We start from the raw sequence: 25,853 nt of genomic DNA, 5'->3' as shown, positions 1-25,853 counted from the left end.
AGAGCGCCTGCTGGGGAGCGCGACCCGCTTGCGTTCAGCCTGAATCTCTTATTGGGCGTTTTGATCGTTTCTGCCTGGGATCGACGGCATTCGGCTTGCTGGCTGCCAGGTCAGCAAGCCGACGACTCGCAGCTATCCGCACTATTTGCCCTGACTGATGTCGCATCGATATGCCAGCTTCGTTCCGCGGAACGTGTCTGGTTCAGAAAAGCACTCGTATCGTCGGACTACGGGTGCGATCCACCGCGACTCGTCCACAGTAGACCTATGCCATGGCTGAGCGACCGGCTTGCCCCTCCGACCTGTCCGACGCCCGCTGGGCGTTGATCGCACCACCCCTGAACGCCTGGCGTCAGGACCGCACCGACGCCGGCGTGGGCGGACGCACCGCCACCCACGACCTTCGCGAGATCTTCAACGCCATCCTGTACGTCAACCGCACCGGCATCGCCTGGCGCTACCTGCCGCACGACTTCCCACCCTGGCAGACCGTCTACGGCTACTTCACCGCCTGGACCACCGACGGCATCTTCACCCAGCTCAACTACCAGCTCACCGGACTGACCCGCACCAAGGCCGGCCGCGCCGCGCAACCGTCGGCCTGCATCATCGACAGCCAGAGCGTGAAGACCTCCACCAACGCACCCCTGCCCACCCAGGGCATCGACGCCGGCAAAAAGATAGTCGGCCGCAAGCGGGGCATCGTCACCGACACACTCGGTCTGCTCCTCGCCGTCGTCGTCACCGCTGCCAGCACCAGCGACAACACCATCGGCATTGACCTGCTCGACCAGGCCAAGCCACTCACCTCGCCCTGGCCAAGACCTGGGTCGACGCCGGCTTAAGAACAAGGTCATCGAACACGGCGCGACCCTCGGCACCGACGTCGATGTCGTCACCAAAGACCCACAGGTCAAAGGATTCTCCGTGGTCAAACGCCGCTGGGTCGTCGAACGCACCCTCGGCTGGATCATGCAACACCGACGCCTCGCCCGCGACTACGAAGCACTACCCGACAACTCCGCCAGCATGATCCGCATCGCGATGATCGACAACCTCACCAAACGCATCACCGACGAAACCACCCCAACCTGGCGAGAAACCTGAAGACAGCATCACTCGCAAAATACGTGAATCAGACGTCTCTTAGCGACGACGACCTGGTGTGGGCTTGCAGGCCCGTCCGCGTCCCCAAGACCAATCGGGCACTAGCTGGAACGCCGCGTTCTACGCCGGTCCGGGTATCCCAATCTCGCCGACCAACGCCAATGGCCTCGCGGTCGCCTACTCGGCGGTTCGTCCCTGCACGACCTCCACCTCATCGTTGATGGCATCGTCAGGGTCCCAGCCGAACTGACGCGCCCGAGCCTCCGCCTCGTCCCGCGCCGCAGCCAACGCCTCAATCAGGTCGTCCAACTCGACCGTGTCCAACTGGCACTGGTACGCCACCGACAGGGCGCCCTCGTTTGTCTCCGTCATCCGCAACCCGAGATTTACGTACACGAAGTCGGTGCCCTCGTAGTCGACGGCCTGCACGTCGAACGTCATGCCCTTGCCGTCCGACAGGGTTACCTTCCGGTGCGAAAAGTCGGGGGTGTCCAGCGGGTCGGGGGCGTTGGTCATGAGCGCTCCAAGGTGAGTGGTGGCGTGAGATCAAGATGCTAGCCACCCTGGCGGTTGGCAGACCCCCGCCAGCCAGCAGAAAGCCTCGGCCGTCTGCCGAGGGTTCGACATCAGTCCGTCCGGGACTTCACTCACCACTGGTACTCCGCAAGGCCAGGTGAGCTAGGCGTTCTCGCTGCCGTATACGCCGTCGCCTGCGTGAGCACCGGGTGGAGATCGGCGCGAGAGTTCAGCGGGATGCCGTCTCGTCGATCCATTCTTGGGGTATGAGCTTTTCTCCGCCGCGCCAGTTGTGTTCCACCGAGTCCTGGAACCATGCCTCGGGCAGGTTTGCGTGGTCGCAGACGATGACTTGCATGTGGGGTGTTAGCTCGACGATCACGTCGTAGATCAGTCGGAAGAGGCGACCTACTGCTTCCCGGTCGGTGTCCTGGCCGGGTGTGCCCGTTTTTTGGTCGACCTCGGATCGATACCATACCTGGGTGGGCTGGTCGAGCATGAGCAGTCGGGGGACTGGTCGATGCTGTCGTACGAAGTAGCGGTGCAGCGCGAGGTGGGTGATGAGGTGGTAGCCAACCCAGTTCTCCCCGCTACCGATTCGGAATAGGGGTGCCGGGCCTTGCTCGGTGTCGGTGACGACGGTGAGGCGGTTCAGGTCGAGACGGACGCTCCCGCCGCGGTGTTCGAGCTGGAGCCGGTCGGCCCATCGGGTCATGTCTTGGCTGATGGACACCAGGCGTGAGGTGAGCTGTTCGCGTTCCTCGGCTGGGTCGAGTTCCGCTTCGAGCGCTTGCACCTGCCCAAGGGCAGTCTCGTATTGATGGCGTAGGCGCGCCAGCTCGGCGTCCGAACTGCCAGGCAGCGCGGCGAGCGTCGCGTGGATACGGCCGCGGGTGAAGTCCCTGCGGGCGGTGTCGGGAAGTTGTTCGGTGACCGTCTGGCTTGCCGTGAGCGCCTGCATGACGCCCTCGGCCGCTCTGAGTTGGTTGCGCAGCGAAGAGGCCCGCTCGTCGAGTGCCTGAAGGGCGGCGCGCCGGGCGGGTCGCGCGGCGTCTATGCCGCTGAGCTGGCTGTTGAGCTGTACCAGGCTTTGTCGTAGTTGCTCTGGTGAGGGGTCTGGTTCGGTGAGCTGCGAGCCGCAGAGCGGGCAGGGCGGTGCTCCATTGATGGTGTCAGTGGCTGTTGAGGGGTTGCCGTCGGTGGGCAGTCCGAGCAGGTTGAGGCTTGCCAGCCTGGCGGACTGGAGGCGGACGGCTCCAGCGAAATCGGTCTCGGTGTCATTCTGCTGTAGGAGGACGTCGCGTTCCGCGTTGAGGGCGCGTAGCTGGTCACGGAGTTGGTCGCGTTCCCGCTGTAGCCCGGCAATGCGGTTAGCGGTCTCGGAGTCGAGCGTTTCCGGGGTGCTAACCGCTGCGGTGACGGCGGTGTGCAGAAGGCCGACAGTGGTGGAGCGGTCCGCCGGTTGTGCGGTGTCAACCATGCCGAGGGCGTATGCCTCGCGCCAGAGCGTCGCTAGGCCCGTGTCGCCGGCCTCACTTGCCCGAAGTGTTTGCCGATAAGTCGTTTCCGCGCGCCGCAGCTCGCGACGGGCGGCTGCGAGCTGGGCGCGCTTGAGTGCCTGGTCGCGCGGTACGGCGCCGATGAAGTACGGGATGGTGTCTTTGAGGGTCTGCGCCATGCCCTGGTCGCCCTGGCGGTGGAACAGCGAGTCCCGGGCGGCGATTTCGCCTTGTCGCTGCAGGCACAGCAACGCGGCGTGTCCGATGTGCGCTTCGAGCGGGTACCGTGCCGACCCTATCGGCGGTTCGTGCAGATTCTCCTCAATGCCGATGCGGCGCCCGAGTTGCTCCCGAACAGCATCCGAATCGGCGTTCACGACGAGGTCATCGAACTCTAGTGGGGCCAGGTCGCTACCGAACTCCAACATCGCGCGCTGGGTGGATGCCTTGCCCACATCAGGTGCAGGTCGCGCGACGAACGCTCGACCGCTGTCCAGCTCGAACAATGCGGCGTACCAGGACACGGTGCTGGTGATCGGGCCAATCGGCATCTGCAACGTGTCGCGACCCAAGCAGTACTCGACGATGTCGAGCAGAGCACTCTTCCCCGTCTTCGACTCCCCGGTGACGATATTGAGCGCGCCGGGCGTGAAGTTGAGGACGCGCCGACGTCCGTGGGTGCTGTAGAGGATGATCGCGAGCAGCTGCACAGTGGTCAGGGTGTCACGCCGAGTACCGCAAACACTGTCGCGGTGTTGTCAATCTTCGCCAACCAACGGCCAACAAAGCCCGCCCTGCGGAGGATGTCCGAAAGTTCATCGGGCATCTGAAACCCCTTCGGCCGACGCGTCCTACCTCGTAACGCGCTCCCGTCAAGGGTGAGCGCGCCGTGAGTGAGACCGAACCGCACCCCCTCCCTCACCGGCTCGACAAGACCCTGCGCACGGGGCGGGAACCCGGCGCGCAACACTGGATTGCGGGAGGTCCACGTCGCGAGGTGAGTTCTGACCGAGGTAGGCAGCGCTTGGCGGGTGCCGCGGTGCAGGACTAACGGAACGATGATGAAGGCCATCGGCCACGGCATCGCCCGGTCGGACTCCTTGCGGTACCCGTCAGCGGCGGTAGCGAGGATCGCCGCGATCAGCGCGGGGTTCAGCATCGCCGCCGTGATTGGCGGCCGGTCAATCCACGCCGTCACAGATCCCCCAAGGCGTCGCTTTGCTGGAAGACGGTGATGTGCCCGCTCATGCGTCGACCTTCAGCAGCCTCTCGATGCGGCTCTCGAAGTCGGGGTGCCAGCCGATCCGGCCGGCATCAGCTAGGACGTGGCGCTTGCCGCGAACGAAGAACGGCTCGTTGTAACGCGCACGGACGCTGATGCCCGTCTGCGCGAGTAGTTGCCGCAGCATCTGCTTGCCAGCCTCTTGCTTGGCAGCCTCGTCCGCGTCGTCATCGAGCGTGTCGAGCATCCAGTCGAACTCACGATCCCACTCGTCGATCAGCTCGGCCTCGAATCTGTTTAGCTCGGCCACACCGATGAGGTCTTCATCGAGCCACCGGACCGTTTGGACGTAAGCGCGGTAGTAGTCCACGATCGCCTTCTGCAGGTTCCGCGGTGGATAAGCAACCCACTGCATTTGCTGCACGAACGTATGGGTCCGGTACTCCGCAGCGACCGTCTCGCCATCGACGTCCAGCAACTCGACCAGGGTCGGCAGGCTCTCGCTGGTGAAATGGTCGCGGATGTCGGCGATCGCCGAACGCGCCACACCGACATCGAGGCTCGAAATCCTGCCCTGCAACATGGCCAGTGCCTGCTCATCCCACCAACGCCAAATCATCGCTAAGAACAACTCCTCGTGCCCCGTCGGCAGCGCCCAGTGAAGGTGCGTGCGAACCAGCGCGGGCACGTCATGGATGTGCGGCGATCCATCGATCACGCGGATCCTCGTGAGGAAGGCTCGGCGGTCTGCCGGACTCAGCTCGAGGAACTGCTCCCGTGCCGGCTTCGTTTGCTGTGAGGTCGTGTCTCTAGCCACAGCTTCCAGCCCGATGAGGGCGGTCTTCTCGTCGAGCGTCTCCGGCCGCAGGGCGGCGATCGCTGTGCCAGCAGCAGCTGTCTGGGTCGTGATCAGGAGCAGCTGCGGCCCGGACGCGTCGCCCGGCGCCGCGGTATCCATCCAAACCTTCAACGTTCGCCAAACGTCCGGCGAGGTATCGGTCAGTGCTCGGTGTGTCAGCTGGTGATGCTTGACTTGGAGCAGATGAGTCGGGTTGTTGTCCGCCTCCCAGGCGACGTCGTCATGCAACTCAAGACTGATGGACGCGTCCGGTCTGTCAACCCCGGAGCCCAGAAGCTCCACCAACGCCCACCAGGTCTGATGCTGATACCCGACCGCGTTGGGCGCTGCACTGTGCGAACCCGGAGCCATTGTCCGAGTTTCCACCCCTGCTAACGATCATGTCTAGCCGACAAACAGGGCATTGACGAGGCACCGTCTGGCGCGAACATGAAGCGGATCCGGGAATTGGGGCGGTCTCGCTGGCTGACGGAGACCCGCAGGCCGAATGACTGTCTGAGCGCGTGTCGCCGATGTCGCGGGAGGCACGGAGCGGGCCGCCCAACCCCCGCCCTGCCGCGGCCTCTGGGCAACACGGCCGAGCCGCACAAGGTGTCCGCTTCCGCTGGTGTGAATCGCTGGGCGTGATCGACCAGGATCCACCCTGGCAGGGCCCGGGCGAGGTCGCGACGTGTCCGCTTCGGAATTGAAGGAGGATGCTCGTCTGCCCACACGAGATCCTGGACCATCATGCGGTCGAGCATGTGCAGGCCGGCGCTCCGCTCCACCAGACCCACGGCGACCTCCCGGAGCCGCTCGTCCGGGACCGCTGCGGCGCTGCTCTCGCCGCGCTGCGCTTTGGTCCCACCCTCGGCCGACGGCGGAAGTCCAACCGCGACTAGGTCCTCGTCGAGCTGGTCATGAGTGCTTCCGGCAGCGATCGCGCGGGCGGCACGGATCACGACCGCACGCAACGCCGCGACACCCACGTCGTCAGCCATCGTGTCATTCTGGCAGGCATCGCACCGACGTCGCCTTGCCTCCGGCGGCGATCAACGCTAGCGCCACACAGGGTCGTAGAGCGAAGCCTGTTTTCCTGTTGCGTAACCGCGTCAACCACGGAGGTGGGGATCGGGTGTGCTGCGGGGGATGGAGCGGGTCCGGGTGTGGGTCATGATAGTTCGGTGGCGTACGACCTGAGCAGGCTGGACGAGCGGCGATTCGAGGAGCTGTGTCGGGCGCTCGCGGTGCATGTGTTGGGCCCGGCGATCCAGGCTTTCGGCGCGGGCCCGGACGGGGGCCGCGAGGCTACCTTCGATGGTCGGGTGTCGTATCGGGCCGACTGGAACGGCTACGGTGTCCTGCAGGCGAAGTGTCGCCAAATTGCTGACGGTGTTCCCGATGCCCAATGGTTGCGCCGGACCCTCACCAGTGAATTGAACCAATGGCTTGAGCCGCGACGGCGGCGCGTCACCGACGGCCGAATGCCGCAGTACCTGATCGTCGCCACGAACGTTCGCCTGTCCAGCGTCGCGGGGCGCGGCGGCATCGACCGTGTCAACGACCTCCTCAGCGAATACGCGCAGCGCCTTGGCCTCAAAGGCTGGGCCTTGTGGGACGCCAATCAGTTGTCCGCCTACCTGGACGCCTTCCCCGACATCAGCCGACGTTTCGCGGAATTCCTCACGCCCGGGGATGTTCTGGCCCAGGCCATGGACACCATCAACGATGTCAACGAAGCCCTGCGTGTGCGGCGGCGCTCGTCCGTCGCGCCGGAGCGGCCGGTAGTCGACTGGGAACCCTTCGACCTGGGCGTGCACCGCTCGATCAGCCCGGCGGAGCGGGTCGCGACGATACTGCCGGACTACGTCGGGCGAAGCCATGACGCGAAGCTTCACCGGCTGCTGCACCCCCTGCCCACGAACGGCGTGCTCATCGTCCTCGTCGGTGGCTCGTCGACCGGGAAGACGCGCACCGCATACGAGGCAGTCCTGACGTGCCTGCCGGACCAGGCGCTGGAGTTCCCCACCACCGCGCTCGCGTTGTCTGAGCGGCGGCCAGCGGGTCCACCCTCAGTGATCTGGCTCGACGAGGCGCAACGATATTTCAACTCTCCCCACGGCGAGGCGGCCGCCGTCGCCGTGATGGAGATGCTGCGCTCGAACGCGCCTGTAGTCGTGATCGGCACCCTGTGGCCGCAGTACTGGCAACGCTTCACCACACAGCCGGAGCCGGGCGACGCCGATCCACACCATGAGGCTCGAACACTGCTGGCCCGAGCCGTCCGCATCGACGTACCCCCGACATTCCTACCCGTCGACGTCGACCTGGCCCGGTCGCGCTCCGATCCACGCCTCCGCGACGCCATCGCGACCGCCGGATCCTCGAACCGGATCACCCAAGCACTGGCAGCCGGCCCGGACCTGATCGCCGCCTACCAGGACGCCGATCCGTACGCCCAAGCGCTCATGCTTGCCGCAGCCGATGCCCGAGCCGCCGGTCGCGCCGCCCCGCTGTCTGCGGCCATGCTCGAACACGCGGCGGCAGGTTATCTCGACGAACAGCAACGGGCCCGCACGGCGCCCTGGTTCGCCGCGGCCATCGCTTACGTCACCCGGATGGTCAAGGGCGTCATCGCTCCGCTGACGCCGGTGCGGTCTCAGCCCGACCTCGGCGAGCCCGACGGCTACGTGCTCGCCGACTATCTCCTCCAGCACCTGCGTCCCGAGCAAGACATGTATCCGCTGCCCCCACAGTTGTGGGCCGTCCTGCTCGCCGATCCAGGCCCGCTTGAGGACCAGCTACGCCTGGCCAGGGAAGCCGAGGAACGCCACCTCTACCGCGACGTGGTCACACTCTGCGCGTCGCCAGCCAACCAGGGCTCACCTGGCGCGGCCATGGCCATCGGCGTGCTCCTCAGCAGACTCGACCGGCACGACGAGAGCGACCCCTGGGTAAGGCGCGCCGCCGAACTCGGCCATGAGGGCGCCATTCAATCGCTCGCACAGCGGTACGTGTGGGACGCGACCTCGGGTCAAGCGGTGCACGAAGACCCCACCGACGCCGAGCGGCACCTGCGACAACTCGTCGAGAACCCCAACGATCTCGACGCTCTTGTTCGGCTCGTGTACCTACTCACCGACAGCGCACGCAGCGACGAGGCCCGCGCCTTGTTGACGGAACGCGCAGAACAAGGCAATCCCCCCGCGCTCGTCGTGCTGGCAAACCTGCTGTACGAGCAGGACCAACAAGGCGATCTGGAACCCCTGCTGCACGAGCAGACCGCCAAGGGCAGCCCGATCGCCGCGATCCTGCTCGCCGGCCTCATGAATGAACTCGGCCGCGCAGAGGAGAGCCAGACACTACGCTCGACCATTGTCCACAAGATCCCCGCTGATGCCCTGGAGCACTGCGTCGAACTTCTGATCGAGGGCGACCAGTGGTGCGGCGCGGACGGATTGTTGCGACACGCCGCCGAGAACGGCCATGCCTGGGCCATGCAGCGGCTCGCCGGACTGCTCATCGAGGACGGCATCGAATTCGATGACGATCCGGAGCTCTTCGAAGAAGGCGAAAGCTTGCTGCGGCGGGCCGCCGACGCGGGCGACAGGTACGCGAATGTGCTGCTGCCCAGCATGCTGAACCGCCTGGGCAAGACTGAGGATGCGGCGGATGTCCTACAGCAGCGGGCAGCCACCGACGACCAGGAGATCCTTCTCGACGTTGCCAGCCAACTCATGCACCTCGGGCATCACGACGAGGCGAACGAGGTGCTTCGGCGGTTGACCGCCGCTGGCAAACCCCAGGCGCCGGTTCGGGTCGCGTACCTCCTCCGGCAAGCCGGTCAGCCCGAGCAGGCCGAGGCGCTCCTTCGCCAGACAGCCGCTGAGGACCTGCACGTGCTCGTCGAACTGGCCCGCATGCTCGCCGAAACCAGGCGTACTGCTGAGGCGGAGCAACTACTGCGCGGCGTGGCACAACCAACGACCGAAGTGTTGTCGACACTGGCAGATGTACTCGAGAAGGACGGGCGCGCGAAGGAGGCCGAACGGGCGCTTCGCGACGCGTGCCTGGCAGGTGCCGACCTCATCGATCTCCAGTTGAGCTTGAAAGGGATCGAGGCGGAGCAATTGCGCCGCTACGGGCTGGAGCCTGATGGGCGAAACGCAGCACCGTGGCGCGCTCCTGAGCCCACCCCCGAGGTGGGCACGGCGGTCAACGAATATCCACCGTTCGCAGAGTGGTTCGGTCTGCCCTATCCCCGTTATCCCTATCGGGAGCCATAGGCGCCGACGGCTGCTGTAGTTGTTTGGCGGGCGCGAAATCGGTGCGGGCCGGCGATGACGTAGGCCATGGCGCTGGCGGTAACGACGATGGTCGTCAGCGGGAGGTTGGTGGTGGGTGGGCGAGGATGGTCTCCCACCAGACCTCTCCGTGCGCGGCGTAGCAGCGAGCGCGGGTGCCCGCGAGCAGCCCGGGTCCCGGAGCGGACAAGACCACGCCCGGAAGGACTTTCTACGGGCCGTCATCATCTACTACACATAGTGTGTGGATCACCTCTACTGGAACCTTGGTGAGTGCGCCACTGGCGCGGTGTTCGAGATCGGGTTGCGTGGCTCGACCGCCAGGGTCTGCCTCATGGACGGCGACGAGTATCAGGCGTACGTCGACGGCGACGAGTACGAATTCTTCGGTGGCTTCTACGACCTCACCCTCGTGGTCCTGGAGGTGCCCTACGACGATCACTGGTGGCTCATCGTCGACAGCAACCCCGAGCGCATCCGAGTCACGGTCAACCAGGTCTTCGACTGACAACTGGGGGACTGGTACGAGCGGTGATGGTGTCGTACCGCTCCGCCATGCTCGACGTATACGCGTTTCCGCGACCATCGGTGAGAGGTGTGCGTGGGCGAGATCCGCTTGGTCACCAACGATGGCCCGGTTGTCCGTGGCACGTTTAGACGGCGGCGGTGAGATGGCCTTCGCGGCGATCCATCCCGAGGTGGGCCGCATCGACGCCACCTTGTCAGACCTCGGCTGTGACCTGACCTGGTCGGCGGTGCACAGGATTCGGCCGCGGGTGGCGTTGCGGTGTCCGGAGTGCGGGCATGGGGTCCAGGCCAAGGTGTCCGCCCGCGGGCTGCGGTACTTCGCCCATGGCTCCGGACGCCTCACCGACTGCGCCTGGTTGAACGAGTCCCTGGAGCATCACCTCCTCAAGCTGGAACTGGCTACCGCGGTACGGGCCGCTGATTGGCACGCCGAGCTGGAGGTCCGCTCCCCGGATGGCTCTTGGCGCGCCGATGTCCTCGCCTCCTCGCACGACGGCACCCGACGCACCGCCTGGGAGGCCCAACTGTCGCCCATCACCATCGAGGACATCCAGGAGCGCACCGAGCGATACCGCGCCGCCGGTGTCGGCGTGTGCTGGGTCAGTCCGGCCGCGCAGGCCCCGTGGATGGGACACGTGCCGTCGATCCGGGTCCGCGAACCCACGCAGGGCCGGCCCTGGACCGTCGTGGAGGGTCCGTCAGCGTTCGACTTCGACCGCGGCGCCTGGGGCGCCGTCGACACGCTGGCGCTGATCGCCTTCGTCCGCTGGGCATCGCAAGGGCAGCCCATCGTGCACGAGGTCCGCCCCCGATACCGACCGGTGTGGTTCGCCACCGACGACCTTTACCGCCGACGGCGCCTGGTCTGGACCTCCAGCCCGCACATTGAGAGCGAGACCCAACACGAGGCGATGCAGCAGTGCCAGGAGGCACGCAAGCGCCAACGCGAAGAGCAGCAACGCCAAGCCGAGCAACAAGCCAAAGTAGAAGCCGAAGCAGAAGCCGAAGCCCGACGCAAAGACGAGCAACGGCAACGCGAGATCAGGGCAGCGGAGGAGGCCGCCCGGCGAGACGAGCAACTACGCAGATGGGCAGCCGAAGCCGAACAGACACGCCAGCGACGAGAAGTCGAGGAGGACCAGCGGCAGGCACAGCAACGCGCCGCCGAGCAGCAGCGGCTGCGCCAGGAGCAGGACGAGCGACTGGCCGCGGACCGATGGTGGGGGGAGTTGTCTGCCGAGCAGATCCACGAATTCCGCGAGGCCGTCGCGGATCCGCTGTGGAAGACACACGCCGCCCGCCCCGAGTTCGATGCCCAAGGCCCCACCCCAGACCGCGCCTACGGCATCGCCATTCGCGTTCGCCAGCGGCTACACGGGGTACTCCGGCCCAGCCCCGCATCTCTGCATCGGCTGCCCCCTGCGGACCCGGTGTACGTGCGTAACGCCCGGGAAGCCCAACAACTCGCCGCCACCGGCGCCATTGACCCCACCCGTGTCGTGCACTTCGACCTCCCCGACCACGAGCAGATGTCGCTGATCTAGATCGGATTCCATTCGACGTGCGCGCCAGGTCCCCGGCACCCGAGACCTGGCCGGTCGCAGTCCCGGGTCCTCACCAGCGGCAAGGGAAGCCCGTAGTCACGGCTGACCCCGGTGGTGGCGCTACGGCAGGATAGGGGGTGACGCATTCGTCCACACCGACGCGCCCGTCCGAGAGAGGCAGTGGAGACACCGAGTGGCGCTCCGAATCGCACTGGGACTTCCAACCGACACGCCAAAGGTCTACGCAGCGAGGCCGGAGGGTGGACGGACCGGCTAATCGAGGCTTTCCTCCTCGAAACGCAGCGCACGCTCGGCACCGTCAAGCAGGTCAGCGTAGGTGAGGACCTGGATGCGCGAGAGATGGGCGTTGTAGGAGCGGATTGTCTGTTCGATCCGGGTACGGCCGACTGCGTCGGTCACGGCTCGATCCGGGTGACCAATAATCACGGTCGCACGGCTACGTCGGAAGTCGTAGGCAGGTCGCCCTTCGTTCTGCCGAAGCGTCTGTAGCGTCGCGCCGGTTTCGTCCAGCGAGCGCAGGTAGTTGAGGCATTGGCTGACCGCCTCGTGTACCTCGTCGGCCACGATCAGGCTTCCGCGATGCTCACGAACCAGCCGGCCGGCAGGGCCTTTGAGTTCGACTACATGCAAGCTGCCGTCCGCGCTGACCAAGGGAATATCGTACTGATCAAGCGGCACGATGCTGCGCGGCGCCATCGCGATGTACTGGCCGCCGAACAGCCAGTAGTTCCTGCTGATGGCAGCTTGCATCGCCGACTCGGTCGTTGCCGGCTCGAGCGCCAGGCTTTGAAGCCTGGCGACCACGTCACGACGCCGCTGAATGACCGAAGCCTCTGCTGCGGACAGGCCCCGCGGCGTAGAGGTGATGCCCGACAGGATGTCCTCGATATCGGCGTGGTCAGCCAGCGTCTTCCCGAACGCTGTCGCGTCGTCGTCGGCGGCGCGGATCTGCCGAATACGCTCGGCAGCCGTGCGGGAGAAGTGTTCGAAACCAAAAGCGCTGTCCGGTTCGGCAACGGTGAAATCCGGCGGCGGGGCAGTGACGACAAACCACACCGCGTCGTAAAGGCCGTCCTTGACGATCCTGCCGAGAAATGTGCGGATTTGTTCCTGGTAGGACATGGCGCTGGTGCCGGCTGTAGGTTCTGGGGAGCGGCGGAGGCGGGCCGAGACCTCGTTGTCCTCCACGATCAGGACGAGGCCGACGAAGGGTTTCACCTCCTGCACCTGCGGCAAACGATATGTCCGGGCGAAGTCGGTCGCCACGGCAACGATCTCCTCCTGCCGATTGCGCATGTTGTTCCCGATCGACGTGCCGGTCATGGCCTTGACTTCGATCGCCGCGATTGGCAGCTCGTCGTCGACGACGAGCAGGTCCCAGCGCCGGTTACCCAACCCGTAGCCGCCGGGAAGCTTCGGTGCCTGGCGCGGGCGAACCGCGTCCTGGCTGACGCCATGCCCCACCAGCATGTCCGTCAGCAGTCCTGTAATCGCGTCGCCGCCGGACGTCAGTCGTCGCTCGGCAGTAGGAGCTTGGCGGTCCTGCCAGAACGCGCGGATCGCCTGCGTCGCCGGGTCGTCCGTCACGGGCTCCTCTTTGTCTCGGGGTCGTCACGCCGTTCGGCGGGTGCCACCACGGTTCCCTATATCGTGGCAACCAAGCAACCAAGCAACCAAGCAACCAAGCAACCGATCAACAGAGCCCAGAGGGTGCCGGAGATGGTCGGTGCGGTGGGGCTCCCGCCTACGATCGATGCTATGCCGCTGGATCTCTGTCAACACGGTGGGACTCGTAGCGAGCCCCTGCGGGGGAGCTTGAGTGGCCGCGCGCCGGTTGCACCAGATCGTGCGGCGGGGCAAGCACGCGACCTTTGTCGTGCCAATGCTCGTTCAACGGCGGTGACCTGGCGTCTTGAAATCAGTTCAGGCTGTCCGTGGTACTCATTTGATCACCTCGCTCAGGGGTCTTCGACGGAGTATGGGGCCTCCCGTAAACGTCAAGCCTTAGACGAGCCGTTCGAGCCTGAAGTCGGCATCGATGTGGCTCTCGGTCCGTGACCGTTCAGTCGCTCGGTCAGAATGTCAAATGACGTGGCCTGCTCGTATGCGTCGCCGTTGCGTAGCCGCTCACCGAGGAGATCCTCCAGCCGCTGCGCGGCGGCGTTCTGTTCGGCGATGAGGTCTCGAACGACAGCAGCGAGACTTTCGTTGGTCATCTTGGCCGCGCCGCCGGCGACGGGGTTGTCGACGAGTTTCTCGAGGATTGCCAGCCAATGACGGCTCATCCGATCTACGTATTGTGCGCGTTTCGCGTCCACGTCGTACTCGCAGTCGAGCTTGATCAACTGCTCCCAATACGGTTTGACTGCCTTCTTCACGCCCTCATCGAGTTCTACCCATAGGTACGGCTGGCAGGTCACCCGCACTCCGTTGCGCTCGTACCGCCATGCCCCGCTGTCGGCGATGGCCCGCTGCAGCTCTACTTCAAGTTCTCTCGCGCGGTGCGCGACGACGTTGCGGGCTCGGGCGGCGGCGAGACGTGTCAGGGCTCGAACGGCATAGGGCATGAAGTGCTGGGCAGAGCCGTTGAGAAACTCCCTTGGTATCCCTTCGGATGACCATACGAATGTGGCGTGGATGCGAAACGTGAAGACGTAACCGCGCGCCGGCACGATGATCGGCGCCGGTGCGTCCCGGCGTTCGGTTAACCGGCCTGGCGGCGGTGGTGGCGGGGGCGGGGGGGGCATGGGGACAGGCTCGGGCCCGCGCAGCGCCGCCACGAGACGGTGCCATAGCGTCAGTAGCCAGGATCGGAACCGGCGCCAGGCGGCGGGAGAACTGGCCGTGTTGGTGGTGTCGGTCATGTCGTCACTTCCTCATCGCGGCGTCGAGCCATTCCGGTAGCCCGTCCTCGAACTGTGAATGCCGGGCGAGGTGGAACCTCATCCGGCGACCCATGCTTGGTAAGGCGGTGAGGTCGGTGACCAACGCTGCGGTCGCCTTGCGCAGGGCTTCGTCGGAGTCAGCCTTGGTCAGCCATTGCTCGAAGGTGCTCCATGCCCTCCGCGACACATCGGCTGTCAACAGCGCCACCTGCCAGAGGCGTACGAGATCGTGGCTGTCGACCTCCTGCGCTGCGGCTCTGACCATGAGTTCGGGAACGCCGCTCGGGGAGGTGTCGGCCGGTATCGCGGCCAGACTGAGCAAGGCGCCGGCGGCATGCAGTTGTAGCTGTCGGTCGTCCGACCACCTCGCGAGTTCGAAGATGATCTGATCCGCCCTGTGCGGGGCGTAGAGCTGGTACACGCCCTCGGCGACCGTGTACGTGTGCTGCTGCATCGGATCTTGGGCGATGCGGCGTAGGTCGGCGAGGCTCCAGCTGAGATCTGGTTGTTGCAGCCCACTGGCGTACACGCGGGCGGCTGCGTCTCGCTGCAGATTTCGATGTCCACCAGCCCACTCCCGAACCTGCCGACGGACGAGATGACCCACCTGGCCCCCCATGTCCGCGGCGACCATCGCCCAGGCCGCCGCCTGCCGGAGCCGGCGTTTGGGGGAAGCCGCCCAGTCGTCAATAAGGTCAGCGCAGACCCTTGCGAAATCATGGTGCGCGAGCAGGCCAGCCGCCTCAGCGGCCGCTCGCTGCATCGGCTCGTCGTCCTCCGAGACCAGCCTGTCCAGCCACTTGAGTAGGGCTGGCCGAGTGCTGTCGAACTCATGCCACGCCTCATCGATGATGACGCCGCGCATGCCGCCGTCGTGCAGCCAGGCTGAGCGTGACGATCCGCCCCGTAACCGGGTGGCTTCTCGGCCCTCCTGCCAGTCCACCTCGAGCGGTCCGAGCAACTCCGACACCGGGTGTTGCAATGCCAGCCGGCCCCAGTCCACCCGGTTGGCCTGCCCGTCGACCTCCTCGAGCAGAATGCCGGCCGCCTCGAAGGCGTAATGCAGGGGCTGCCAGGCGAAGACGGCGTACGCAATCCGGAAGGCCCTTTCGTGTTGGTCAGCCCGCCGGGGCCGTCGGCTAGCGCCGCCGGCGTCCGAACGCAGGATTTCCGCGGCACGAGCCCTGCGCCGCGGTTGCGAGCTACGGAGGATCTCGGCCAGTGTGCCGCCGTCGGCCGGATGCCTCTGCCCGACGGCCGCAGCGATTGGCACCACCTCGCGGGGCCCATAGGAGCTGTGCAGGGCATCGACGAGGTCGCTGTGGTGGAGATACCCGCGGATGAGTTCGGCGCTTTCCTCGTCGCTGAGCCCCAGCCGGCTGCGTAGGTGATGGCCAAGATGAGCGCGGAAGACGGCCAGCGGTGCGGGCCGCCTGTGCTGCACCTCGGCGCTATGCCGAACGCCCGCACGCGAGTCGTCATGCCTGATCAGCAGCAGGCTCGCGGACCGTCGTCGAAAGAGGTCTGCCAGTAGGCGCATTACCTGACTGTGGCTGTTGCCGGGCAGCCGGAACACGTATCCGTGATCCTCCTTGATGCTGTCGCCCGCTCGGCGGAGTACTTCCGGCGCAACATCCCCCGGCAGCAGGATCTCATGTACTCGATCCGGTTTGTGGCGGCGAGCCAGCGCCACGCAGGCGGTACTGAACCGCCCGGTGTGCGGTCTACCTGCCAGGCACGCCGTGGATCGCTGGCCGAGCTTCCCCCCGAGTTCTTCGTCTGCGGCCGTTGCCGCGTACACCGCGAGCAGATCGGGTACTCCCACCAGATCTCTGATGATGGGTTTTGCCGACGGTTGACCCGTGTTTGTCACGATGTGAATCGTGTTGTTGTTGCCGACGGCGTTCACACCGCGGGCGTTGATCCCCGAGTAGGCGGCTGAGAACTGGGTGCCGTACAGCTCCTCACCCACTCGTGGGTCCAACCGTAAGGAACCCGGGACAATCTCCTCCTGCGAGTCGGCTGTCGAGTCTGAAGCAGTCTCCTCTTCACGGGGAACCGGCTCATCTATCCGCGGCTCCGGCAGGGCTGCGTCGCCGGACGCCGCCTCTCCGGAGGATGTACTGGGCGGCGACGGGTCTCCGTCAGGGGTGGTGTCGCTCATCGAGGCGAACCCCACGAGTCGAGGTCTTCTGGGCGGCCCGAGACGGAGATCGAATTGCTGTTGCCGATCGCGCCAATTCCCCGCGACCGGATGTCCTGGAAGACCTGCCCACCACCGGCCGGCTGTGGGCGAGACCGGTCGTCACGGCGTTCGACGCTCTCACCGCCGTTCCCGTCGTCTGGTCGGTCAGAGGCTGAAACGGGAGGATCGGGAGGCTCGTAGGTGGTGGAAATACTCTCGCCCGGAACGTAGATCCAGGCGGTGGCCTCGAAGTGCTTCTCAGGTAGTCGTGCCGTCACCTGCTGGAAGTGCTCAGGCCGAAGATCCTGGTACTGGCGGACGATGTCGTGGTAGAGCCGGTCCGACACAATCAGCGCGACCGCAGCCCCCGGAAACTGCCGTAACGCGGCCTTGAGCTGGGGCGAGTCCACCAGGCGGCAGACTGTCACGACGGCGTCGCCTGGGTAGCCGTTCGCCCCGTCGAGATGAACCGGCCCTTCGTGAACACCGACGCGCAAACGGATACGTGCCTCAAGCCTGAGCCCACGGTTGTGTTCGCGCAACAACCGATCGAGGACCGGCGTAAGCCGCGTCACAACCGCCCGCTCGCTGGCACCTGGCGGGAGGATGGCCAGCTCACCATCGCCTCCCTGTTGGATCAACCAGTTGGCGCGGTCGAAGCCCAACTCGTCGCACGCCGTCGCCATAACCTCCCGAAAGGCCAGCTGCGCTCGATGCTGTAGGACGTTGTCTCGGCCGCTATAGGACTCCATGTCCACGGCGACCAACACACGCCGGTCTGGATCCGTGACGTAAGCCATGCTTTCCATCCCTCACTGGCGCGACGAATCGTTCGAGACTCATCTCTACAGGCTGGCGGCGCTGGAAATCCCATACAAATACAGAAACAAGGTCCACTGTCGAGTCAGCGACAAGCGATACTTCGATCCCATGGTTCTCGCCAATCTGGGCTCTACTCGGATCATGGGAAAAAGCCGGAGAGCAAGCAACGGCGAGGACACGTGGCGGGATCTTCACGTCGGCCTAGCCACGGCAGCATCACTGCAAGCCTCGATCAGACATGCGGACGCGAAAGCCCTGGCGCTGCTGACGGCCGAAGGAGGCATGGCAGCAACGGTCGTGGATCAAGCCATGCCAGTCTCGCCGGATGGCAACACAAGCGTTGCCGCCCTTACCGTGCTCCTCGCGGCCACCATGGTGATAGCCATGACGGCGGCCACCTGCCAACTCGCGCTGTCGCTTCGGCCCCGTCTGGCCAGCGCTGGTGGTACGAACCGGTTCGGTTTCCCGGATCTCGTCGCGGTAGGCCAGCGACCACCGATTGCCACAGCCACCCGACACAGGAACGAAGCCTGGGACTTCGTGGTGGTACTCGCCCGGATCGCGATGGCAAAGCACCTATGCATCCGACGGTGTATGCCCTGGTTTCTCACCTCGCTGGGCTCCGCCGCCAGCTTAGTGATCCTCAAAGCCTTCGCGGATGCGATCCCGTGACTGGCTACTGCGGGGACACCGTGACTGGCTACTGCGGGGAGTAGCGACATCGACGCCAAACGTGAAGGATGATCTCTAGAGCCTGAGGAGGTGCACATGGAGGAAGTGCTCTGGCCACCCGCTACGTTCCTCGGACGCCTCCAACCGTCGACACGAGAGCAACTCTTGGCAGTGGGAGTCAGGCGCTCGGTGCGAGAGGCCCAGGTGCTTCTCCGTGAGGGCGCCTTGGAAACCCACGTGGTCCTGCTCCATGACGCGCTCGTCAAAGTCACGGCAGCACTCTCCGACGGCCGGCACGCCTTGCTGGCAATCCGTGTGTCCGGCGACATAGTTGGAGAGATCTCCGCCCTGAACGGGACACCGAGGACGGCGACGATCACCGCCTGTCGCCCATCGACCATCCGCATCATCCACCGCAACGCATTCAGAGCCTTCCTCCGCGACCACCCTGAAGCCGCCCTAGAGGTGGCCGGGATCGTCGCCGACCGTCTTCGGTGGGCCAACCGGCGACGGATCGACTTCACCTCCTACCCGGTGCGAGTTCGTCTGGCCCGAGTCCTGTGGGAACTCGCAGCCGCCTACGGACGACGCAGCCCTCGCGGCTTGGTCATCGACATCCGACTAACGCAGGACGAGCTGGCTACCCTCTGCGGCGCCGCCGAAATCAGCCTGCAGAAGGCGCTCGGAGGCCTTCGGGCGGACGACGTTGTCGCCACGGGCTACCGCGAGATCGTCGTACGAGACAGCGACGCGCTGCGACTAATCGCCGAACTTGACTAGCTCAAGCCGGAACTCCTCGACGGGTCGGATGGCTGACCGGGGCGGATGGTCTGACACGGCCTCCTCCAGTGGCGGCTATTCGTACGTATGGGCGAGTGTCGCGCCTCTTCTTGGGTTCACTGAGCGTTACAGTGTCGAGCCGGGCGCTCAGACCATCGGCGAACGATCACACGGAGCGAGTGTTTTGACGTCAGCAACGGCTTCAGCGGGGAGTAGTCGAGCGGCATCGCCGGCGGGCACCAAGCGTGGACCCGCACGGTTCTGGGCTGTCGACCTTCACGTGCACACCCCTGCCTCACGCGATGTCGACACGCAAACTTACGGCGCGAGCGAGCCCCATCAGATCGTTAACGCGGCGATCGATGCGGGGCTGCACGCCATCGCCGTCACCGACCACAACACCGCCGGCTGGTGTGACAGAATGGCTGAGGCCGCCCGCGATACGACGCTCGTAGTGCTGCCCGGCCTGGAGCTCAGTACGGCCGAAGGGCATCTCCTCGCCATCTGGGAGGAGGGAACCTCGGCGCAGCACATCGAGGACGTGCTCGTTGAACTCGGGGTGCTCCGCTCCGATCACGGCGACCTGCACAAGGCCCTGGACAAGGGCTTTATCGACACTGCGAAGGTCATCACCGCCCGGGGCGGCTTGGCAATCCCGGCGCACGCCGAGCGGGAGAAGGGCCTGCTCCGCCTCGCCGTGGCCGACCGCATCAACCAGACGCTGCTCGATGACGCCATCGGCGCGGTCGAGATCGTCGACCTAGTTGAGGTCGAGCGGATCAAGACGCGGCTCGAGGGCCGGCGCGAGCTCGCGGTCGTCCGCAGTTCCGACACCACCGCACCCGGTGCCAGCACCCACGTCCTGAGTGGCATCGGCCACCGCCGGACCTGGATCAAGGCGTCGCGGCCGGACTTGTGTGGCCTGCGGCATGCGCTGGCGGATCCGGCTCTGCGTGTCCGCCTAGAAGAACCCATGGCGTCGGAGCACACGGTGATCGAGTCTGTGACCGTGACCGGTGGGTTTCTCGACGGTCAGCAGTTCGAGTTCTCGTGCGATCTCAACTGCCTGCTTGGCGGGACCGGAGCGGGCAAATCGCTGCTCATCGAGCTGGTCCGGTTCACTCTCGACCAGCAGACCGATGCCGACGACTTTCCACAGGTCCGCAGGGAGGTCGAGTCCCGGCTGAAGTACGCGCTCACCTCCGGCTCAACCGTCGAGGTCGTGCTCACCCGCGGCCACGCGCGGTGCCTCGTACGCCGTGCGTACTTCGAGGACGGCTCCACCCAGCCTGAGTTCATCGGCGACGCCGAGCAGATGACCGGCCTGTCCGGCCGGATCGCTATCACCGGCTTCTCGCAGGGCGAGGTGATCGAGTACGCCCGGACTCCGGTCGGCCGAATGGCGCTCATCGACGCCGCGCTCGACCTGACCGAGTTCGAGATCCGCGAGACGGACGCGGTCAGCCAGCTCAACGACAACGGTCGACTCATCGGATCGCTCGAAACGAAGATCGCGCAGGCCCGTGCGAGGTTAGAGACCCTTCCGGAGGTCGAGAAGCGCCTGGAGGAGCTATCCGGCTTGTTCGACGGCGAGACCATCAAGATGCAGGCGAAGTGGAGTGCGGAGAGCGCCCTCTTCGAGCCCGTGGTCGGCATCCCCGAACTGAAGGTCACCGCCCGAACGGACAGCGGAGAGAAGTTCCGGGTCTCGGCCGCCATCGCCGAAAACCAGGACCTCTACCAGCGAGCGCAGACGGCATACGCACAGTTGCGCGAGGCGATTGAGGCGGCCAACGCGCAGTTGGCGCAGGTCCTGCTGGTGGTGAACAAGGAACTCGTCGACATCCGACAGGAGTGGCACGACCGGTACCGGCAGTTCGACCACGAACTCGCCGAAGCGGTCAGCCGTATCGATGTCGATAACAAGGGCCTTGCCGCCCTGCGCACCCGGCTCGTCGAACTTCAAACGGAGAAGGCGAAACTCGACGCGCAGCAGGCCCAGCTCGACGACGAATTCGTGCCGAACCTGGCCACGGCCACGTCCTACCGGGAAGAGGTGATCGCCGAGCTCATCGAGGCGCGCAAGGCGCGGCGCCGGCGGCGTGAGGACCGGATCAAGGCGCTCAACAAGCTTATGGGCGGCATCGTCCGGATCAAGATGCTCTCCGAGAACGACGACTCGGCCTACCTGACCGAGCTGACGGCCATCGCCAAAGGATCGCGGCTGCGGGCTCAGGTCCTCCAGATGATCTGCGAAGGGTCGATCCCGGTCAAGCTGGTCCGCTCGTTCCTCGCTGACGACGTCGATGGCGTGTGTGACGCCACCGGCGCCGAGCGCAAACACGTCGAGACCCTGTTCGAGTACGTGCGGGAAAAGGGCACCACCGAGGACTTCCTGCGGATGCAGACCCTCGACCTGCACGACGGCCTCTCCGTCGAGTTCCGCAAACACGCCAACGACGGGTATGTCGCGATCGAGCGGCTCGCGCACGGCCAAAAATGCACCGCCATCCTCATCATCGCCCTCGCCGACGGCAACGAACCTCTCATCATCGACCAGCCCGAGGATGCCCTTCACGCACCGTGGATCGAGGAATACCTCGTGGCGAAGCTTCGCGACCTGCGAGGCAGCCGGCAATACATCTTCGCCACCCGCAGCCCTGGCCTCGTCGTCTCCGCCGATGCCGAAATGATCATCACTCTCACCTCCGACGCGAACAACGGTGTCGTCGAGGCAACCGGATCCCTCGAGCGTCACGACCTCAACACCCTGGCGCTGTACCACCTGGAGGGTGGCCCGGTCCCTTTCAAGCGCCGGACGGTCAAGCTGGGTTCGTCGATGTTGTAGGTCAGAATGGCTGGCAGCCCAAAACGTTACAGCCGAAATCGCATCGACCATCGAGCTGTCGTGTGCAGCGATGCCTGACGCTGCCGAACCACCCGATCCAGGTACCACCTGACGAGCTCGTGACCCTAGCGGCGCTTGGGCCGAGGGCTGCCGAGGTCGGCCGCACCCTGAGTCGAACCCTTATCGACGCTGTCTCGGCCCGCCGGTAGCCAGCAGACGATCGTCCCACCGGGCTTGTCCGGTTACTGGTCGCACCGGGCGGGCGGCAGCGAGGGGCGTTCGCTGCCACGGCGGAGAGGACGGTCGTCGGATGGCTGCTGCTCTGCGTTCTCGCTGTCTCGACGCTTCAGTAGATGAGCTGACCGTCCATCACATCGTCGCTCTGATCGACAACGGGGGTGCATGAGGACTTTGACCTGGACCTCAAGAGGGCGACCTTCGGCAACAGCGAGAGCGCGAAACGGGAGCTGGCCGCCGACGTCGCCGCCTTGGCTGGCCCGCTGCTTATCCCTAGAGTGCAGGTTCCCGCAGGGCTGAGGCCTCACGAGACACCATAGTGACCCTTATGGTCGCTGTGCTCCAGCCCTGTGACGATCTGATCTTCGCGAGTTCAACAGCGTAAGCCCAGGAACTCTTGCCGGCCGCCGGCGCAGCCGGTGCTCCGCCAGCCGTCCGGGACCTTCGCTGAAGAACTGGTCCTGACCGTCGAGAACTGGACGATGTGCTGACGAGGCATCTGCTTCCCTGCCCCGACATCGCCGTCGGCCGCATCCCGCTCGACCGTGCGCCGGGGAACCCGGCGAGATGTCGGCCCTCAAAGTTTTGTGACTGCGTCCTCACCCCTTCACAAACATGGCCTTCGATGGACATGATCCTCAGGGACGGTTGCCGTCCACCCCGTGTCGAGGAGGCCCCCATGCGGGTAACCCGAGTCTCTGCCCGTTTTTCACGCGCCAGGCGCCACGCTGCCGCAGTCGTTCTCGCCACGGTGGCCGGCGCCGGCCTGGTCGGCGTTAGCGCGCAGCCCGCGTCGGCCGCACCTCCCGGGATCCCGTCGAAGGCGACGGCCCAGTCGCAACTCAACGCCCTGACCGTGGCGGCGCAAGGCTCGACCAGCGGCTACTCCCGTGACCTGTTCCCGCACTGGATCACCATCAGCGGGAGCTGCAACACCCGCGAGCAGGTCCTCAAGCGCGACGGCACCTCCGTCGTCGTCAACAGCTCCTGTGCGGCCACCTCCGGCCGCTGGTACAGCCCGTACGACGGGGCGACCTGGACGGCAGCCTCCGACGTCGACATCGACCACGTCGTTCCCCTCGCGGAGGCGTGGCGCTCCGGCGCGAACTCGTGGACGACCAGCCGCCGGCAGAGCTTCGCCAACGACCTCACCCGCCCACAACTGATCGCAGTGACCGACAACGTCAACCAGTCCAAGGGCGACCAGGACCCCTCCACCTGGCAGCCGCCCCTGTCGTCGTACCGGTGCACCTACAGCAAAATGTGGATCACCGTGAAGTACAACTGGGGCCTGACCCTGCAGTCGTCGGAGAAATCCGCCCTGCAAAGCATGCTCAACACCTGCAGCTCCTGACCTCGACCTTGGCCTGCGGTCTGCGGCCCCGCAGGGGCCGCGGACCGCAGGTCGAACGCTATGCCTGCTGTGGCGGCTGGCTATCGCCGGACTGCTTGCGCCACTGGCCGCCCGCGTCGGCGGCGAGCAGACGCTTGACCATGGTGAGCGCCTCGTCCTCGGTGTCGAACTCCCACCGCAGTACCCGGCCGGTCTCGCTGTCGCCGGCTCGGGCGGTGACCTTCCACCGAACCTCGCGGACCAGCCACACATCTCGGCGGCCCAGGCGCCCCCAGATCCCGTTCCACCAGCGCGCCGCCACATCCTCCACCAACGAATCGTACAAGCGTTCGACCGGCGGATGATGTTGGTAGCGATGTGGCCGGGCTGGGGTGGTGTCGTTCCCTGGTCGGAACACGGACCACTCCGGGCTTTGGGTGGTTGGCCCATGCTGACGTCACTGGTCCTGGGGGAGAGGGCCGTCGTACTGGAAGGTCGGCGGGTCGACCTCGCCGGCGCAGCGAAGGTAGCGGTGCTGCACCGGCTGGCTGGGATGATCTCGGGCACCGAGGTAGGCGCCGCTCTGCGGCAGGACGATGGCCTGCGGAAGAGTGCCGTCGTCGTCAACCTCAATGTGGGTGATGCGGCCGTCGGCAGGTCCGCCGAGCAGCCATACCTCGACGGCGGGCATCAGCGATCCTCCGTCAGTGCGCCGGCGGCTGTCAGCAGCCCGGCGACGGCGGCGATCAGGGCGGCCGTTGCGCCGATGAGGCCGGTGACACCGGCGAGGTGCTCCAGTGGTGTCGGCCTGTCCGTGCGCCGTGATCGGCTGCGTTCACCCCGGGTCATGGCTGCGCTCCTTCGTCGTTGGGCGGGGACGTGGCGTCGTCCCCGCGCAGGTAATTCAGCAGGGGTAGTCCGGCCGATCAATGCCTGATGCGCAAAGTTGTGGACAACTCAGGCGCTGTGGATAGCCAGATGATCACCGCGGGCTTCTGAGATCATGCGCCGCTCGTTGTCGACCCCAAGCGAGGTGGGCCGATGGGAACGCCGTCACGGGTCCACACGTGGTGACCTGACCGTCGCGCCATTGGCTTGAAGGTGGGCCGACAGGTCGAGGCGAACCGGTCTAGCTGCCGCGCCCGTCCGTGCGCCCTCCCAGCGCTGTGGGACTGCGGTCCGCAGGCCCATCTCAGCTTCGCTGGATCCCACCCGGACGGTGTCAACTCCAGCACATTGATCGGCCCGGGCGTGGTCTGGTCCTCGGCGCAGCGCTGGAACGGCGCCCCAACCAGCAACGTCCGCCCGTGACCTCCGTCGATACCACGGCTGAGCTGGGCACACATCGAAATAGCATGCCATCTGCACCGCTCTGGTCGGAATGTCCTTATGGGCATGGGAGTCTCATCGGCGGCCTCCCATTCGCATACTCCCATCGCTGACTGTCTACTTAGCAGAGCGATTGGCGGCATGCGCCGGTCGGGCGCGACCGACTGGCGCAACGGGGACAAGGGGACTGCGATGAATCTCCCGAACGACACGGGCGACAAAGACGGCCGGGAGGGCGTCATGGAGCGCTGGATCTGGCTCACCGCCGGGAGCGGACTCGTGACCGTGGTGCTGCTGACGGTACTCGCCGGCTGGGGCGAGGCGGACGCGACCGCAACGTCGGGCATCGCCACCGCAGGCACCATCACGACGGCGGCGTTCGGCGTCCTGGCGCTGCTTGTACGCAGACGAGGCAGATGACGGGAGCCACGGCAGCGGCACTTGTCGGGCCCGAGGATCAGCTCGCATGGTGATCTGGCCGTCGCTCGCGGCGGCCGGATCTGGCCGGACGGGGCGGAACTGCCTGGGTGAGCGCCGCGCTGTCACGGTAGTCGATATGCGCAGGAGGAGTGAAAGTGAGGAGCCTGGAATTGGATCCCCCGGCAGGCTCCCGGCGTGGTCAAAAGGTTCCGAGCTGCCGGGGGAACCTCACGTCGGAGGTCGCTCGGTTTGCCGGAGGGTTGGATGTTCCCCGGGTTTCTCGGAGCACTACCGCGTGTCGTGTCGGTTGGGGGTGGCGTTCACGGACGTGATGGCGGCAGCATGTGTCTTCTAGCGGCGGCAGCGACGCCACCGACGGCTGATCTGGAGTTGGCATGCAACGCCCCGCGCTGTACTACCCGTACATCCACATCCGCGATGAGCAGTGGTTGAAGACAGCGGCCTTGTATTGGCCCTCAATTTACCGGCTGGTACCGGACGGCTACTTCCGCAGCGATGGACGGACATCGGCGGCCTTCTGCGATGCAGGCATACTCCGAACGGTGGACCCAGGGGCCTTCACAGCCGGGATGGAGAGCGAGCTCGCTCAGGCTTTGCGCCGCCACGGCGAAGATCTCGTGCGCGAGTTCAGCGTCGAACGCGCGCTAGTGCCTCGTCATGCGGCCTTGAACGGGTAATCGGGATGGCGGATCTTGGAGTTGATCGCGTATCCGGTTTTGGGTTGGGCGTGTTGGTTGCGCCA

Annotated in this window: 19 protein-coding genes and 1 pseudogene; 9 read left to right on the top strand and 11 right to left on the bottom strand. The window is 65.7% G+C overall.

Features of this window, described 5'->3' with window-relative positions; genetic code table 11:
• Nucleotides 1-272: 272 nt before the first annotated feature.
• Nucleotides 273-1,107, top strand: a pseudogene (locus tag ADK66_RS22355) (IS5 family transposase).
• Between the two features lie 177 nt (nt 1,108-1,284).
• Here ADK66_RS22355 and ADK66_RS22350 read toward each other — a convergent pair.
• The 4 genes from ADK66_RS22350 to ADK66_RS22335 form a co-directional block, all read right to left on the bottom strand.
• Nucleotides 1,285-1,623: a hypothetical protein gene (locus ADK66_RS22350; RefSeq protein ID WP_053658446.1), complete on the bottom strand. Its 339-nt coding sequence runs from the start codon at nt 1,621-1,623 to the stop codon at nt 1,285-1,287.
• Between the two features lie 229 nt (nt 1,624-1,852).
• A complete protein-coding gene (locus ADK66_RS22345; protein WP_053658444.1) occupies nt 1,853-3,832 on the bottom strand; it encodes a DUF3732 domain-containing protein in 1,980 nt (659 codons plus the stop codon).
• Between the two features lie 5 nt (nt 3,833-3,837).
• Nucleotides 3,838-4,320, bottom strand: a complete 483-nt coding sequence (locus tag ADK66_RS22340; protein WP_197281614.1) for a three component ABC system middle component — start codon at nt 4,318-4,320, stop codon at nt 3,838-3,840.
• Between the two features lie 46 nt (nt 4,321-4,366).
• Nucleotides 4,367-5,485 carry an ABC-three component system protein gene (locus ADK66_RS22335; protein ID WP_197281613.1) on the bottom strand — a complete coding sequence of 373 codons (1,119 nt, stop codon included), beginning with the start codon at nt 5,483-5,485 and terminating at the stop codon, nt 4,367-4,369.
• A gap of 881 nt (nt 5,486-6,366) precedes the next feature.
• Here ADK66_RS22335 and ADK66_RS22325 point away from each other — a divergent pair.
• The 3 genes from ADK66_RS22325 to ADK66_RS30900 all read left to right on the top strand — a co-directional run bounded on the left by ADK66_RS22325 (nt 6,367) and on the right by ADK66_RS30900 (nt 11,558).
• Nucleotides 6,367-9,468 (top strand): hypothetical protein, encoded by a 3,102-nt coding sequence (locus ADK66_RS22325; protein WP_053658436.1) that lies wholly within the window; start codon nt 6,367-6,369, stop codon nt 9,466-9,468.
• Between the two features lie 262 nt (nt 9,469-9,730).
• Nucleotides 9,731-9,994, top strand: a complete 264-nt coding sequence (locus ADK66_RS22320) for a DUF1883 domain-containing protein (RefSeq protein ID WP_053658434.1) — start codon at nt 9,731-9,733, stop codon at nt 9,992-9,994.
• A 136-nt stretch (nt 9,995-10,130) separates the two neighbouring features.
• Complete coding sequence (locus tag ADK66_RS30900) at nt 10,131-11,558, top strand: competence protein CoiA family protein (RefSeq protein WP_231640139.1); 1,428 nt, start codon at nt 10,131-10,133, stop codon at nt 11,556-11,558.
• A 273-nt stretch (nt 11,559-11,831) separates the two neighbouring features.
• Here the strand turns inward: ADK66_RS30900 and ADK66_RS22310 are convergent, their stop codons facing one another.
• From ADK66_RS22310 to ADK66_RS22295, 4 genes are all read right to left on the bottom strand, one after another.
• On the bottom strand, nt 11,832-13,166 hold the full coding sequence (locus ADK66_RS22310) for a Shedu anti-phage system protein SduA domain-containing protein (protein WP_053658432.1): 1,335 nt from the start codon (nt 13,164-13,166) through the stop codon (nt 11,832-11,834).
• Between the two features lie 410 nt (nt 13,167-13,576).
• A complete protein-coding gene (locus tag ADK66_RS22305; RefSeq protein WP_231640138.1) occupies nt 13,577-14,443 on the bottom strand; it encodes a hypothetical protein in 867 nt (288 codons plus the stop codon).
• A gap of 4 nt (nt 14,444-14,447) precedes the next feature.
• Nucleotides 14,448-16,436 (bottom strand): hypothetical protein, encoded by a 1,989-nt coding sequence (locus ADK66_RS22300; protein ID WP_157552802.1) that lies wholly within the window; start codon nt 16,434-16,436, stop codon nt 14,448-14,450.
• A 188-nt stretch (nt 16,437-16,624) separates the two neighbouring features.
• The gene (locus tag ADK66_RS22295; RefSeq protein ID WP_053658465.1) at nt 16,625-17,449 is read right to left on the bottom strand and encodes a hypothetical protein; all 825 of its coding nucleotides are present in this window, start codon (nt 17,447-17,449) and stop codon (nt 16,625-16,627) included.
• Here ADK66_RS22295 and ADK66_RS31595 point away from each other — a divergent pair.
• The 4 genes from ADK66_RS31595 (at nt 17,448) to ADK66_RS22275 (ending at nt 23,362) form a co-directional block, all read left to right on the top strand.
• Nucleotides 17,448-18,143 carry a hypothetical protein gene (locus ADK66_RS31595; protein WP_157552799.1) on the top strand — a complete coding sequence of 232 codons (696 nt, stop codon included), beginning with the start codon at nt 17,448-17,450 and terminating at the stop codon, nt 18,141-18,143. The two genes, ADK66_RS22295 and ADK66_RS31595, sit on opposite strands and share 2 nt — an antisense overlap.
• A gap of 96 nt (nt 18,144-18,239) precedes the next feature.
• Entirely contained in the window at nt 18,240-18,923 is a 684-nt protein-coding gene (locus tag ADK66_RS22285) for a Crp/Fnr family transcriptional regulator (protein ID WP_053658463.1), read from the top strand.
• Between the two features lie 280 nt (nt 18,924-19,203).
• Nucleotides 19,204-21,771 carry a Nuclease sbcCD subunit C gene (locus ADK66_RS22280; protein ID WP_231640137.1) on the top strand — a complete coding sequence of 856 codons (2,568 nt, stop codon included), beginning with the start codon at nt 19,204-19,206 and terminating at the stop codon, nt 21,769-21,771.
• Nucleotides 21,772-22,687: 916 nt separating this feature from the next.
• Nucleotides 22,688-23,362, top strand: a complete 675-nt coding sequence (locus ADK66_RS22275) for an HNH endonuclease family protein (RefSeq protein ID WP_053658461.1) — start codon at nt 22,688-22,690, stop codon at nt 23,360-23,362.
• Between the two features lie 58 nt (nt 23,363-23,420).
• Here the strand turns inward: ADK66_RS22275 and ADK66_RS22270 are convergent, their stop codons facing one another.
• From ADK66_RS22270 to ADK66_RS31590, 3 genes are all read right to left on the bottom strand, one after another.
• Nucleotides 23,421-23,672, bottom strand: coding sequence for a hypothetical protein (locus ADK66_RS22270; protein WP_053658459.1), 252 nt, complete (start codon nt 23,670-23,672; stop codon nt 23,421-23,423).
• Between the two features lie 126 nt (nt 23,673-23,798).
• Entirely contained in the window at nt 23,799-24,032 is a 234-nt protein-coding gene (locus tag ADK66_RS22265) for a hypothetical protein (protein WP_053658424.1), read from the bottom strand.
• Nucleotides 24,032-24,190, bottom strand: coding sequence for a hypothetical protein (locus ADK66_RS31590; RefSeq protein WP_157552796.1), 159 nt, complete (start codon nt 24,188-24,190; stop codon nt 24,032-24,034). The genes ADK66_RS22265 and ADK66_RS31590 overlap by 1 nt, the downstream gene beginning before the upstream one ends.
• A gap of 672 nt (nt 24,191-24,862) precedes the next feature.
• Here ADK66_RS31590 and ADK66_RS22260 point away from each other — a divergent pair.
• On the top strand, nt 24,863-25,090 hold the full coding sequence (locus ADK66_RS22260; RefSeq protein ID WP_157552793.1) for a hypothetical protein: 228 nt from the start codon (nt 24,863-24,865) through the stop codon (nt 25,088-25,090).
• Nucleotides 25,091-25,853: the final 763 nt, after the last annotated feature.

This window comes from Micromonospora sp. NRRL B-16802 (genome assembly GCF_001279555.1).
Classification (GTDB): domain Bacteria; phylum Actinomycetota; class Actinomycetes; order Mycobacteriales; family Micromonosporaceae; genus Micromonospora; species Micromonospora profundi.
Note: the sequence above shows the minus strand (reverse complement) of the source record. Positions and strands in the feature narration are given on the sequence as shown.